Origin of the sequence: Hymenobacter sp. BT491 (assembly GCF_014349165.1) — a bacterium.
GTDB lineage: Bacteria > Bacteroidota > Bacteroidia > Cytophagales > Hymenobacteraceae > Hymenobacter > Hymenobacter jejuensis.
In genome coordinates this window covers 760,266-772,963 of sequence record NZ_JACSJJ010000002.1, presented here as the reverse complement: position 1 = coordinate 772,963, position 12,698 = coordinate 760,266, and the positions used below count along the sequence as shown (strand labels likewise).

Sequence of the window (12,698 nt, the reverse complement as noted above, 5' to 3'; positions counted from 1 at the left end):
CTCAGGATGACAGGCGGGCGGGTTACAGGACAATGCTCAGCAAGTGAGGTACTGACAATAGAAAAAGCCCGCGGCAGCAATGCCACGGGCTTTTCTATTATTCGGATAATCAACGCTTTATTCCTCGGGGCCGGCGGCGGCTTCGCGCTTGGCCTTGGGCAAGGATTTCAACACCAACTCGTAGGAATGATCAACCCATTCCCGCAACTGGCGGTCGCTGACACCAGTGCCGATGAGGATGGTGTTCCAGTGTTTCTTGTTCATGTGATAACCCGGCAGCACGTAATCGTACTCCTCACGAAGCTGAATGGCACGCTCCGGGTCACACTTCAGATTAACGCTTCCAAATGTGCTAATGTCGGTGAGGGCGAAGATCTTACCGCCGACTTTGAACACGAGCGTGTCCAGGTCGAAGGGGGTATCTTCGACAACACCGGGTTTCAGCAAGCAGTAGTCGCGGAAATCCTCAATGTTCATTGCCAGAGAGACTTAGCGAATAAACCAACGATAAATCAGCACCAAGAAGCCGACCAGGAACATGGCCATGCTCAGCTTGTTGATGAAATGCATCGTGCGCAGGTTGAAGTTGCTATGCCGGTTCGGATCGTTTTTGCGGAAGAAATAACCGAAAACGGGTCCGAGGTTAAAAAGGCCTTTGGTACGCATGGAGTGGGCTTTTGGTATGAATCTATAACACCCCGGAAGGCAGAAAGATTTATGGAAAACTAACAATATTCCGGTGAATATCCGTTTTGCCCGCATGCCCAGGCTAGCCCTTTGCAACCCCAACCCAGCCCGCGTGTCGTTGAGGCCCACCCAGTAAATCGTACGCTGTTCATGATCAAAATCTTACTTTCCGGCCTGCTGCTAACCACGAGCGCCAGCGCGTTCGCCCAGGCAACTTCCGCCGAAACGGCCGCGGTGAAAAAACCGTCACTACCTTCTTCGACGGCATGCGCAAGGGCGACAGCACCTTGGTACGCAGCGCGTTAGCGCCGGGCGCAGTACTGCACACCATCGCCAACCGCAACGGCACCCCGCAACTCCAGGTCGAAAGCCCAAACGAGTTTCTGAAAGCCGTAGACACGCCCCACCCCGACGTGTGGGATGAGCGCATCAGCTTCGATAAAGTGTTGATTGATGCGAACTTAGCCAGTGTGTGGGCTCCTTACGAATTCTATTTGGGCAACAAGTTCAGCCACTGCGGCTACGATTCTTTTCAACTGGTGAAGCTGGCCGGGGGCTGGAAAATCGCCTACATCATTGATACGCGACGTAAGGAGACGTGCAAATAAAACCCTTCCTGTGTATAAGTATTTGATTATTAAATACTTATACACAGGAAGGGATAATGCTCTGGTATCGCGTTTCGGCAGCTAGAGCTGCTTCACCAGCAGCAGGCCGCTGTACGAGTGGCCCTGAGGCGTCAGGCCCTGAATGGGCAGCACGCTCAGGCCGTTGGAGGCCTTTTTGTGCAGCTGCGGCACCAAAATGCCCGCCGTAGCTCCGACCACGTACCCCACAATGTTGTCGGACAGGAAGTGCTTGCCGGCCTCGATGCGGTAATACGCGACGGCCGCCGGCACCAGCGCAGCCGCGCCCCATACAAAGGGTTCGGCAGCCGAACCGGGGTTGAAATCGTGAAAAACCTTAGCGGCGAAAAATGTAGCCGTGGCCGTGTGGGCCGTGTGCCCGGCAAAGAATGAGTTGGTGGAAATCTTGCTGTTGCGGCTGGCATCGCCATCGGGCCCGTACAAAAAAGGCCGATAGCGCGTCACCGAGCCGACCGTGAGGGTAAACACGGCGTCGGTGGCGGTGAGCGTTTGCACGTACAGGCCCAGCACCTGCCCGTAGCGGCTGCGCACATCCGAATTCAGGGCCAGCAGAGCCGGCGCGGCCACCAAGCTCCCGTAGCACAGGAAGTCACTGGCAGTCTGGGCCTTTTGGCTGTAATTGCCCGCCGAAAACCGGTCGAACTTGGGCACGTCGTTCTTATCCAAAGCCGCTAGTTCGGCGTTGGTCAGCCCTTTCTTTTGCTGAATCAGATAAAGGCCCAGCCCACTGGCCGCCCCGAGGCCCACCGTAATGGGCGCGTCCACGGCGAAGCGGGTTTTGTAGGGCGAAGGAGCTTGTTGGGCCGTAGCAGCCGGGCCTGGCGAGGCCCACAAAGCCACGCTCAGAAACAGACAGGAAAAATACTTCATCGGGAAAAAGCGAACGGTGGTTACGAGAATGTCAGAAACCGCCAAACCTTCTTCCAAACGCAGATTTTCTGGAGAAGAAGGCAGTTGGCCCACCGCTTAACGTTGCGCTTCGCCCGAAGGTTAAGGCTTTTCGATCAGCCGCTTATTGGGCGGGTGCCAGCCCCATAATAGTGGCGGCATCGAGCTGGCCGAGGCTGGAGACAACGAGGTCGGCCAGGTGCAGATCCTGGCCCGTGGAGTGCTCGCTGCTGTAGCCGATGCAATACATACCGGCCGCTTTGGCTGCCGCTACGCCATTGGACGAATCCTCGATTACCACGCACTCGGCGGGGGGCGTTTCGGCCAGTTTGGCGGCTTGCAGGAAAATAGCGGGGTTCGGCTTCGACTGCGGAAAATCTTCGCCGCTCACGATGTGGTCGAAATACGGATAGAGCTCGAAGCGCTTGAACACGCGCGCAATGGTCTCTTTCGAAGCCGACGACGCCAGCACCAACGGCACGCCCTGCCGGTACAGCTCTTCGACAAGCGCCCGAGCGCCCGGCAGCAAATCCAGCTCCGTTGAGTGGTCGAAAGCAGCGCCAAATAGCTCCCGTTTGCGGACCATCAGCGCTTCCACGTCCTGCGAAAGCCCAAACTCCCGCTTGATGCGCTGGTACATGTTGCGCGTGGAGGAGCCCAAAAACGTGGCGTATTCCGCATCGGATACCGTGATGCCCAACTCGGCAAAGTGGCGGAAGAAAGCGTCGCGGTGCAGCGGCTCGGTATCAACCAAGACGCCGTCCATATCGAAAATGACAGTACGAATCATGCGGGAAGGCCTGTAGTCGGGCAAAGGTAGCAAATAGCCATTGTGGCTCTGCTGTAACGGATAGGCGGCCCCGTATGATGCGCTGTCAGGCGATTGGAAAAGAAAACAAGCTTTTTTATAACTACTTATTTATCAATTATTTGCAATTGATATGATATCGGGGACTTCCAGTACGGGCTTCGGATATCCTTTCTGTACGACCTTAATCATGGCTTGCCCTACCTCCGCCAGCGTGGAAACGTACTTGGGTGCAAACCGACGCAGCACGGGGTAGAGCCACCCGATAAGGTTGTAGTAGCTCTTCACATGCTTCTGCCCTGGGGTGGCGCGCATAAAAGCAGGCCGGAACATATAGGCTTTCTGAAAGCCCAGTTGCAGCAACTTGTTCTCCGTCTGGCCTTTCACCCGTGCCCACATACTGCGGCCGTGCCCCGAGCTGTCGGTGCCGGCACCGGAAACGTAGCAAAACGTCAGGCCGGGGTTGCGCGGCAGCAGGGTTTCGGCGAAGTGCAGCGTGAGGTCGTAGGTCAGGCGGCGGTATTCGGGCTGCTTCATCCCCACCGACGACACGCCCAAACAGAAAAAGCAGGCGTTGTAACCGGTAAGTTGATCCTGAATAGGTGATAGATCCTGGAAGTTGGCGTGCAGGATTTCTCGCAGCTTCGGGTGCGTCACGCCGGAGGGCTTGCGGCTGACGGACAGCACCTGCTCCACGTCGGGGTGGCTCAGGCATTCGAGTAATACACCCTCACCCACCATGCCGGTTGTGCCGGTAACAATTGCGCGTATTTTCATGATGAGGTAGACGGATGAGCAACCGAAATACTTTAGGTGCCAACTCCCTCCATACCGCCATATCTGGCTACAAGCCGCTTCATTTCCACAATCGTTGCCTGGATATACGATTGATCGGTACGAAAGTCGAACCGTAACTTGTTGTCAAAACCAGTTTGTTCCGAAAATATTCCTTTTATAGAAACATGACCTAGCAGGTCATACTCGGCTGTAAATTCCAAGTCACCTTCGCAAGAGGTATATCGCACTACGCCACTTAACTGCTCGTTACACTTGATTAGCTGAGTGCAAAACTCACTTAATTCTGCTGTTGACGTGTAAAGAGTAGACGAAACTCGAAAGCCTCCTACCTTAATTTTGATGTCTGCGTATGCATCGTACCCTCCCCAAGAGCCAAGTGAGTTAGGGAAGCCATGTACTTCCCTGAGAGTCAAACTAAGAAAATCACCTCCTCCACGAATAGTAAATTCTTCCATCACTAATCGACTAAACTTCGAATTGGGCTCACGTTGGTTTGATAAATAACACCTGTCATGCTGAGCTTGCCGAAGCATCACTATCGCTTTGTTAGAATTAGCAAACGGCAGCCGAAGAGATGCTTCGGCAAGCTCAGCATGACAGGCGAGGAAGGGAAACTACGCTCCCACCGGCTCTTCCAGCCGCACCGGCTCAATCCAGCGGCCATCTTCGCGCATCAGTTCGATCAGCTCATCCACAGCCTGCGCTTCTGGCACTGATTTTTTGATGACGTCCTGACCGCGGTAGAGGGCGATTTTGCCTTTGCCCACGCCCACGTAGCCGTAATCGGCGTCGGCCATTTCGCCGGGGCCGTTCACGATGCAGCCCATGATGCCGATTTTGACGCCCTTGAGGTGGTCGGTGCGCTTTCGGATCATGGCGGTGGTTTCCTGGAGGTCGAACAGGGTGCGGCCGCAGCTGGGGCAGCTGATATACTCTGTCTTGGACATGCGCGTGCGGGCCGCTTGCAAGATGCCGAAGCTCAATTGATTAAGCTGGTCGAGGGTTTGAAGCCACTCGTCTTTCGGGCGCTCGGGCAGTAGCTCGGTGCTGAGCACGACGCCATCGCCCAGGCCGTCGAGCAACAGGCCGCCTACGTCGGTGGCAGCGTAGAGCTGAGTTTGCTCGGCCGTAAGCTCTGGGTACTGGCGGTTGATAATAACCGGGCAAGCCACCCCCGCATTGATCAGCTCGAAGAAGGCACGCCGGATCTCGGGCATGGCGTGGGCATTGTCGGTGTGCAGAATCACAACCGCTGTGCTATCGGCGCGGAGCTGATCGAGTGCCGCGGACGTGAGCGAAGCCAAGTTGTGAAACACAAAATTCAGCTCGGCGTGGCGCGCTCCTGCCACGGCGTATTCGGCCGATGTGTACACGGGAAAGTGTTCCGCGCGCTGGCCGCCATCGAGCCAAGCCGTAAAATCCACGATTTCCTTCAGCCCGTTAGGCAGCATAAACGGCACCGGGCGCTGGCCGCTGTACACGTAATCAGCGCCTAAGTCATTCATCTGAAACTTGTCGAGAAACGCCGAATACAAGTGTCCGGCGCACCGCAAATCGGCGTATTCCAACGAAGGCAGTCGCGACAAATCGACAATGACGCGGGGCACGTTCTGGCCACCTAAGTTGCCGGTTTCGCGGGTGTAGCGACGGAAATATTGAAACGGATCAATCGGAACTTCCCCCACAACAGGGGCAATCGGTTTGGCCTGCTGCGCGCGATGGGTATATCTGTCAATCAGCATTTTAGCTACTGGCGCTTCGGCTTCCGGCGCTTCCGTCAGCGACACGCGCACAGTATCGCCGATGCCGTCTTCCAGCAGCGTCCCGATGCCCACAGCCGACTTGATGCGGCCGTCTTCGGCTTCGCCGGCTTCGGTTACGCCCAAGTGCAGCGGGTAAGGTTGCAGGCCTTCCTCGTCGAGTTTTTGCACCAGCAGGCGGTAGGCCTGCACCATTACCTGCGTATTGCTAGCCTTCATCGAGAGCACTACATCGTAGTACTTCTCTTCTTCACAAAGCCGCAAAAACTCCAGCGCCGACTCCACCATCCCCAGCGGGGTGTCGCCGTAACGGCTTAATATTCTGTCGGATAGCGAACCGTGGTTGGTGCCGATGCGCATGGCCGTGCCGTACTGCTTGCAGATCTGGACCAACGGCCGAAACCGCTCTCTAATGCGCTCTACCTCAGCCTGATACGTAGCATCGGTGTATTCAATAAAGTCAAACTTCTTTTTGTCGGCGTAGTTGCCGGGGTTCACACGCACTTTCTCCACAATGCGCGCGGCCAGCTCGGCGGCGTTGGGCGTGAAGTGAATGTCGGCGATCAGTGGCACGGTGCAGCCGCGTTTGCGCAGCTCCTTCTTGATTTCCAGCAGGTTCTGGGCCTCTTTCACGCTCGGTGCCGTAATGCGCACGTATTCGCAGCCAGCTTCCACCATGCGCAGCGTCTGCTCCACCGAGCCCAGCGTGTCCATCGTATCGACGGTGGTCATGCTCTGCACCCGAATCGGGTTGAGCCCGCCCATTGGCACATCACCAATCTTGACTTCGCGCGACAGGCGGCGTTTATACTCGGTCAGGCTAGGGCAATACGTCTTGTTCATAGGTTGAAAACCAGCGGCGGAAGGCTAAAGTTGCGGTGAAATGCAAAGGTAACAAGGATTGACCGCCGCCCGCCACCGCCGAACCATCAAGCACCTTCGCAGTTAAACCAATAAGTAATAAGCCGTACGGACTTTACAGCCCATCTTACACACCAAAGAATATCCGCTAACGTTCTCTTTTCATGCAATTCCTCAAACCCTTTGTGCTCAGCATCTTCCTCTTCACTGCCGCCATTAGCAGCCACGCTCAACAGGTAGCCGTTATCAAGCTACCGGAGCTGGAAAAGCGCCTGAGCCAGCCGAACGACACCACATACATCGTTAATTTTTGGGCGACGTGGTGCGCACCGTGCATTAAGGAGCTGCCGTCTTTCGAGCAGGTAAATGCCGCGTATGCCAAACAAAAAGTGAAGGTGCTGCTCGTGAGCATGGATTACGCCTCGCAGCTCGACAAGAAAGTAAAGCCCTTCGTGCTGAAGCGCGGCCTGAAATCGGAAGTGGTGCTGCTCAACGAGCCTGACCCCAATTCGTGGATGGACCGAGTAGATAAAAAGTGGTCGGGCGCGCTGCCATTCACGCTCATGCTCAACAACCAGAAAAAGAAGCGCGCCACTTTCGAGCACGAATTTACCCAAGCGGAACTGACAGCGCAACTACAAAAGTTTTTGCAGTAACTTATTGACTGGCTGTGATTTAACAACCTTGAAACTGCTTGCTCTCATGAAAAAGCTTCTCTTCTTCTGTGTAGCGTGCTTGGCGCTGATGGTGCTGGGCAGCTACGTCACCCGATCCGTCTCCCCCGGCTATCAGGTGGGCGACAAAGCCATGGATTTCAAGCTCAAGAACGTCGACGGCAAGCTAGTATCGCTGGCCGACAACAAAGCGGCGAAGGGCTTCATCGTTGTGTTTACCTGCAACACCTGCCCGTACGCGCAGGCGTACGAAAACCGCATTATTCAGCTGCATCGGCAGTTTGCGCCCAAAGGCTACCCAGTGGTGGCCATCAACGCCAACGACCCGGTCGCCTCGCCCGGCGACTCGTTTGCGGCCATGCAAGCGCGCGCCCGCAGCCATACCTATCCCTTCCCGTACCTCCAAGACGAAACCCAGCAGGTAGCCAAAACTTACGGCGCCACGCGCACGCCGCACCTCTACGTGCTCACGCGCCAGGGCACAGACCTAGTAGTGTCATACATCGGCGCCATCGACGACAATTCGGAGGATGCTAAGCTAGTGAAAACCAAGTATGTAGAAAATGCCCTCAACGACATCCTGGCGGGCAAGCCGGCCATGCCCAATACTACCCGCGCCATCGGCTGCTCAATTAAGTGGAAGCGCGCCTAAATACGCAACTTATTACTAGTCAATACATTACAAAAAAGGCTTCTGCACAGTGCAGAAGCCTTTTTTGTGTGGTTTTGGGCTACTTCTGTTACTGCGGGGTCGTGGCTGCCGAACCTTTGGCTTTCATGTCGCCTTTTTTGGCGTTGGTTTTCATCTTGCCACTGTTGCCTTTGGTTTTTTCCTTCTTGCCGTTGGTCTTCATTTTGGCGCCTTTGTCGGGCTGAGTCGTTGTGGTTTGCGCGGGCGTAGTAGTAGTTTGGGTAGTGGTTGTTTGCGCAAACGCGCCCTGGCTTACCCCAAGGGCCATGGCAAAAAGGGCAGCGGCACACAGATACTTTTTCATGAGCTTGTAGATGAGAGGGTTAGAAATAAATTTTCAACCAGTTTAAAAGCTTTACCTGAAGATTTAATGAGTTTATCGGCAAATTACCCAGTGCGTCGTTTTGCGTAAGCGATAGCAGCAGTTTAGCCACGTAAGTAGCTCATCCTTAGGCGATCACCTTATAACTACTAACGCATTATTCCAGAAAAGGTGGTCCCTCCGCGTTGGAATAGTTGGTTTTTAGCACTTTTGCCTCTCTACCTAACCCCACCCCCATGTCCAGACCCGATTTCAGCCGCCGCCACTTTCTAAAATTAGCGGGACTGGGCGTAGCCGCTCTAAACCCGCTGCTTGCCGCCGCCGAGCCCCGGAAAGAGCAGGACTATCTGGTCTATATCGGTACTTACGCGAAGCCTGAGGCTGAAAGTATCTTCCTGTATAGCCTCAACCCGGTTACCGGGGCGCTAGCCCGCGTCAATGGGTTTAAGGCCGGGGAGAACCCCTCTTACCTCACGCTGGCCGCCGACCGGCGCCATCTGTACGCCGTCAACGAAACCACGGAATACGAAGGCGCAAAAAGTGGTGCAGTCAGTGCGTTTGCAATTGATGGCCGCACCGGCGGCCTTACGTTGTTGAACCGTCAGCCTTCGTTGGGCGGCGCGCCCTGCTACATCAGCCTCGATCATACCAATCATACGGCGCTGGTAGCCAACTACGTAGGCGGCAACGTGAGCGCATTTCCGGTGCAGGCCAACGGGCAGCTATCGCCCTCGTCGGCCCTGGACCAGCACCACGGCACGGGCCCACACAAAAACCAGACTTCGCCGCACGCCCACTGCATCCTCCCCGACCCCGCCAACCGCTTTGCTTTCGCAGTCGATTTGGGCACCGACCAAGTAACTGGTTATCAATTAGATGTAAAGCAAGGAAAACTAACGCCCAACCAGACGCCGGCCTTTACGGCCAAGCCGGGCGCGGGGCCGCGTCACCTCACGTTTCACCCCAACAAGCGGTGGGCTTTTCTGATCAATGAGCTTAATTCGAGCGTCACGGCGCTGAACTACAACGCGGCCCAGGGCACGTTTACCGAAATCCAGACGCTTTCGTCGCTGCCAGCTGATTTCAAAGGCGAAAATTCCTGCGCCGACATCCACGTTTCGCCCGACGGCAAGTTTCTGTACGGCTCCAACCGCGGCCACAACAGCATTGTCGTTTTCGCCATCGACGCCAGCGGCCATCTCACGCTGGTGCAACACGCCGATGTGCAAGGCAAAACGCCGCGCAATTTTACCCTCGACCCGACGGGTCGCATACTGCTCGTGGCCAATCAGAACTCCAACAACATCATTTCTTATTTCATTGATAAACAGACGGGTAAGCTAAGGCCTACGGGCAAATCCGTTGAACTTCCTTCGCCGGTTTATCTGCAAATACTGCCGGATTTCAGAAAGGTGTAGTTCTCGGTTTTAAGTAGCCTCGGGCTACATGGTAAGCAAAATCTTACCGGTGTGCTCGCTGCTCACCATCAAGGTTTGGGCCGCCCCGGCTTCGGCCAGCGGAAACGTGCGGTAAATAATCGGGCGAAACTTGCCGGCCGCGAGCAAGGGCCATACGTGCTCTTCCACGGCCGCCACCAAAGCGGCCTTAAAATCGGCGTCGCGGGGGCGCAACATGCTGCCGCTGAGCGTGAGGCGCCGCGTCATAATGTCCATCAGGTTGATCTCGACTTTCGGGCCTTGCATGGCGTTGATGTATTGCAGGCGCCCGCCGGGGCGCAACAGGCGCAGGTTTTTGGCCGTGTAGTCGCCGCCGACCATGTCCAGAATTACGTCTATTCCGGCGTCTTTCAGCGCCGTTTCAAAGTCTTCCTGCTTGTAGTTCACGCACTTGATGGCACCCAATTCCTCGCAGGTTCGGCACTTCTCATCGGAGCCAGCCGTGGCAAACACATTGCTACCTAGCAGCTTAGCCAGCTGAATAGCCGTAATGCCAATGCCGCTGCTGCCGCCGTGCACCAGGAAATTCTCGCCGGGTTTCAGAGCGCCTTTCTGAAATACATTGTGCCACACCGTAAGCACCGTTTCGGGCAACGAAGCCGCCTCTTCCACCGACCAGCCCTGGGGCACGGGCAAGCAGTGCCGGGCATCCACGACAGCATATTCGGCGTAGGCGCCCTCGCTGAGCAGCGCGCACACGGCATCGCCGGGCTGCCACCGTCCGGCCTCGACACCGCTTTGCACAACATGGCCCGCGACCTCCAGACCGGGCACTACGCCCGCCACCGAATTGCCGGCACCGCCGTACTTGCCTTCCCGCAACATCACGTCGGAGCGGTTGAGGCCTGCTGCCTGTACCCGAATCAGTACTTCGTGCGAGTTGGGTACCGGAATGGGGCGCTCCTGGACCTGCAAAACTTCTGGGCCTCCCGGCTGTGTTATCACAACTGCCTGCATATCAATTATTTATAGATTCAGAGGACAACAAGCCCAATCTTCTGCATTGCGCCGATCAAAGCCGTTACATACGCAGCTCAGCACGCCTCGATGAGCTTTGTTTTACTTTTTTCGTACACGGTGCATACCGCCGCAGCGCGGCTTCCATTTCCATGAAAAAACTGACCTTCTCTCCTCTCTTTAGTGCGGCGCGCGCCACGGGTCTGCGGGCCTGGCAAACGGGCCTTTTGTTCCAAAAAGCTGCCCGCACCGCCCTCGATTCCATTCAGGAAGTGCTGCGCGCCGAAGTGGCCAAGGGCAATGTGCAGTTGGTCACGGATTTTCTGAGCGACAAGGCGCTGCCCGCCGCCAAGGCGTTGCTGCTCGAGCGCATGGCCGCTCGTCTGCTCCTGCGCATCGGGCTACGCGGCGCGCTGGCTACCAATGTGGTAGGTTGGGTATTGCCCTTCGTGCTCGAAAAAATGGTGCGCGTGGGTGTAAAAACCGGGTTTTTCGAAAAAGTCAAAAGCAATCCGTCTGTTTCAGAAGCTTTGCATCGCCTCGACGAGCTAAAACGCGCTGCTTGGAAAACCATCGCTCCTGATGCCGGCAGCGGTGTCGAGTTCCTCGACGATGATGCTGAGCTTCCGGCGGCCTTGCCTCCACACAAGGAATAATATTTTAACTAATTGATTAGCAAATGCTTGCATATTCGCTAGAAGGTTGTTCTTTTTTCCTGTAACCCATATTTCCAGGTTTTATTCCTCTCATAAGGATGCAGCAAGGAACACGTTGATTCTGTTATAGTTTGCTATCGATGCAACGGAAGAAATCGCGTTCTTTACCCTCTCTACAGGGCTAGGTATACGCTAGTTGCAGCGCGCTATGAAAACAGAAATTACGAACGCCTTCGGGAAAGTTTACCTGACCATTGAATACGACCAGGCCAAGCACTGGGTGTATAACAACTGGATCGGGTACCAAACCCATGCCGGCATCGTGGCCGGCGCCGACGCGTGCTTGGTTATTCTGAGTCAGCAGCACTGTCCGTATCTGCTCAACGACAACACGTTGGTCGTCGGGCCGTGGGACCACGCCGTGGAGTGGATTGCTACCGACTGGACGCCGCGCGCCATTGCCCAGGGCCTGACCCATTTTGCCCACGTTGTCAGCCCCGAATCTTTCGCGGCCTTGTCGGCCGAAGCCATGCACAACAGCATCGGCGAGTATTTCCAAATGCAGATTTTCGGCAGTGTCGCGGCGGCTCAGGAGTGGTTACAGCAAGCCCGAAAAGCGTTGGCAGCGAGTCAGCAATAAATCTTTATCCTAATCATTATCAGCTGCATAGCGTTTTGTTGGCTGTATAAAATGCGAAAGCCCCACCCGCTTTGCTACAGGTGAGGCTTTCGTGAGGCGGGCAACTTATCACCCCTTTTAGTAGGTGATATTGGTAAAGGTGCCGGTTATTGTTCTGCTGAGCGGCGATGTGCCAACAGCGCTAACGGCCCCCATGTTTTTGAGGGTGAAGGTGCAGGTCAGGCGGCGCGGCGACGTACTGACCGCGGTAATTAGGAGGCTGGCGCTAGGGGTGGCATTGTTTGGACCTGGCTGCGAGTCATACTCCACACCATCGGGACCGACGTAGTGAGCATGTTGGGTGCTGGTAGTCAGGTTGTAATTGCCCACCTTCGGCTCCGGGCTATCGAGAAAGAACGTCAGGGTGTGGCCATCGGGGGTAGTCAAGCAATCGATTCTAATGCCCTCCGGCGTCGCCGTTGTCCGGAAAGAAGTGGGCGTAACGTCAGTCCTGGTCACGGTATAAGTAGCAGCCGGGGCGGCCTCCACGGCCGTAACGGTACCCGCGCTCGTCCCACTCGCCTGCAACACCACGGTTACGTTGGCTGGGGCTACGTAGCTGGGAGTCGGGGTAAAGGACAACGTATACGTGCCCACTGCCAACTGAGGGAAGGAATACCGACCGATGGCGTCGGGCGTAGCCTGCACAGATTGGCCACCCGCGGAGGTAGCGGTCACAAGCGTAACTGCCGTTGCCGGCTGGATTTGGCCCGTCAACGTGGCTTGCTGCGATTGTACCTGCGGGTCTTTCGTTTTGTCTCCGCAAGAAGAAGTTATAGCCGCAACACTGGTAAGAAAACTAAAAGCGAGTAG

At 55.8% G+C, this 12,698-nt stretch carries 16 protein-coding genes; 6 read left to right on the top strand and 10 right to left on the bottom strand.

Translation table 11 applies throughout. From position 1 onward, the window contains the following. Positions 1-117 precede the first annotated feature (117 nt). Together H9I52_RS09030 and H9I52_RS09025 are read right to left on the bottom strand one after the other, a co-directional pair. Positions 118-477 carry an MmcQ/YjbR family DNA-binding protein gene (locus H9I52_RS09030; protein WP_139517047.1) on the bottom strand — a complete coding sequence of 120 codons (360 nt, stop codon included), beginning with the start codon at positions 475-477 and terminating at the stop codon, positions 118-120. Positions 478-489: 12 nt separating this feature from the next. Further along, positions 490-666, bottom strand: a complete 177-nt coding sequence (locus tag H9I52_RS09025; protein ID WP_165699446.1) for a DUF6728 family protein — start codon at positions 664-666, stop codon at positions 490-492. Between the two features lie 287 nt (positions 667-953). Here H9I52_RS09025 and H9I52_RS09020 point away from each other — a divergent pair, with 287 nt between their 5' ends. Beyond that, positions 954-1,295 carry a hypothetical protein gene (locus H9I52_RS09020; protein ID WP_187453589.1) on the top strand — a complete coding sequence of 114 codons (342 nt, stop codon included), beginning with the start codon at positions 954-956 and terminating at the stop codon, positions 1,293-1,295. 81 nt (positions 1,296-1,376) lie between these two features. On the opposite strand, the gene H9I52_RS09015 is transcribed toward H9I52_RS09020, so the two are convergent. From H9I52_RS09015 to ispG, 5 genes are all read right to left on the bottom strand, one after another. After that, on the bottom strand, positions 1,377-2,204 hold the full coding sequence (locus H9I52_RS09015; protein ID WP_187453588.1) for a phosphatase PAP2 family protein: 828 nt from the start codon (positions 2,202-2,204) through the stop codon (positions 1,377-1,379). Between the two features lie 142 nt (positions 2,205-2,346). Beyond that, positions 2,347-3,012 (bottom strand): HAD family hydrolase, encoded by a 666-nt coding sequence (locus H9I52_RS09010; protein ID WP_187453587.1) that lies wholly within the window; start codon positions 3,010-3,012, stop codon positions 2,347-2,349. A 132-nt stretch (positions 3,013-3,144) separates the two neighbouring features. After that, entirely contained in the window at positions 3,145-3,807 is a 663-nt protein-coding gene (locus H9I52_RS09005; RefSeq protein ID WP_187453586.1) for an epimerase, read from the bottom strand. Between the two features lie 32 nt (positions 3,808-3,839). Beyond that, a complete protein-coding gene (locus H9I52_RS09000; protein WP_187453585.1) occupies positions 3,840-4,283 on the bottom strand; it encodes a hypothetical protein in 444 nt (147 codons plus the stop codon). A 159-nt stretch (positions 4,284-4,442) separates the two neighbouring features. Next, a complete protein-coding gene (gene ispG / locus H9I52_RS08995) occupies positions 4,443-6,431 on the bottom strand; it encodes a (E)-4-hydroxy-3-methylbut-2-enyl-diphosphate synthase (RefSeq protein WP_187453584.1) in 1,989 nt (662 codons plus the stop codon). Positions 6,432-6,613: 182 nt separating this feature from the next. Between ispG and H9I52_RS08990 the strand changes: the two genes are divergently transcribed. Further along, positions 6,614-7,105 (top strand): TlpA disulfide reductase family protein, encoded by a 492-nt coding sequence (locus tag H9I52_RS08990; RefSeq protein WP_187453583.1) that lies wholly within the window; start codon positions 6,614-6,616, stop codon positions 7,103-7,105. A gap of 46 nt (positions 7,106-7,151) precedes the next feature. Next, on the top strand, positions 7,152-7,775 hold the full coding sequence (locus H9I52_RS08985; protein WP_187453582.1) for a thioredoxin family protein: 624 nt from the start codon (positions 7,152-7,154) through the stop codon (positions 7,773-7,775). An 88-nt stretch (positions 7,776-7,863) separates the two neighbouring features. On the opposite strand, the gene H9I52_RS08980 is transcribed toward H9I52_RS08985, so the two are convergent. Continuing rightward, positions 7,864-8,118 carry a hypothetical protein gene (locus H9I52_RS08980; RefSeq protein ID WP_139517039.1) on the bottom strand — a complete coding sequence of 85 codons (255 nt, stop codon included), beginning with the start codon at positions 8,116-8,118 and terminating at the stop codon, positions 7,864-7,866. Between the two features lie 254 nt (positions 8,119-8,372). Here H9I52_RS08980 and H9I52_RS08975 point away from each other — a divergent pair, with 254 nt between their 5' ends. After that, positions 8,373-9,554, top strand: a complete 1,182-nt coding sequence (locus H9I52_RS08975; RefSeq protein ID WP_187453581.1) for a lactonase family protein — start codon at positions 8,373-8,375, stop codon at positions 9,552-9,554. A 24-nt stretch (positions 9,555-9,578) separates the two neighbouring features. On the opposite strand, the gene H9I52_RS08970 is transcribed toward H9I52_RS08975, so the two are convergent. Continuing rightward, positions 9,579-10,538 (bottom strand): NAD(P)H-quinone oxidoreductase, encoded by a 960-nt coding sequence (locus tag H9I52_RS08970; RefSeq protein ID WP_316248017.1) that lies wholly within the window; start codon positions 10,536-10,538, stop codon positions 9,579-9,581. 164 nt (positions 10,539-10,702) lie between these two features. Here H9I52_RS08970 and H9I52_RS08965 point away from each other — a divergent pair, with 164 nt between their 5' ends. Next, the gene (locus tag H9I52_RS08965; protein ID WP_187453579.1) at positions 10,703-11,206 is read left to right on the top strand and encodes a hypothetical protein; all 504 of its coding nucleotides are present in this window, start codon (positions 10,703-10,705) and stop codon (positions 11,204-11,206) included. A 208-nt stretch (positions 11,207-11,414) separates the two neighbouring features. Further along, positions 11,415-11,846, top strand: a complete 432-nt coding sequence (locus H9I52_RS08960; protein ID WP_187453578.1) for an STAS/SEC14 domain-containing protein — start codon at positions 11,415-11,417, stop codon at positions 11,844-11,846. Positions 11,847-11,963: 117 nt separating this feature from the next. On the opposite strand, the gene H9I52_RS08955 is transcribed toward H9I52_RS08960, so the two are convergent. After that, the gene (locus tag H9I52_RS08955) at positions 11,964-12,563 is read right to left on the bottom strand and encodes a hypothetical protein (protein ID WP_187453577.1); all 600 of its coding nucleotides are present in this window, start codon (positions 12,561-12,563) and stop codon (positions 11,964-11,966) included. Positions 12,564-12,698: the final 135 nt, after the last annotated feature.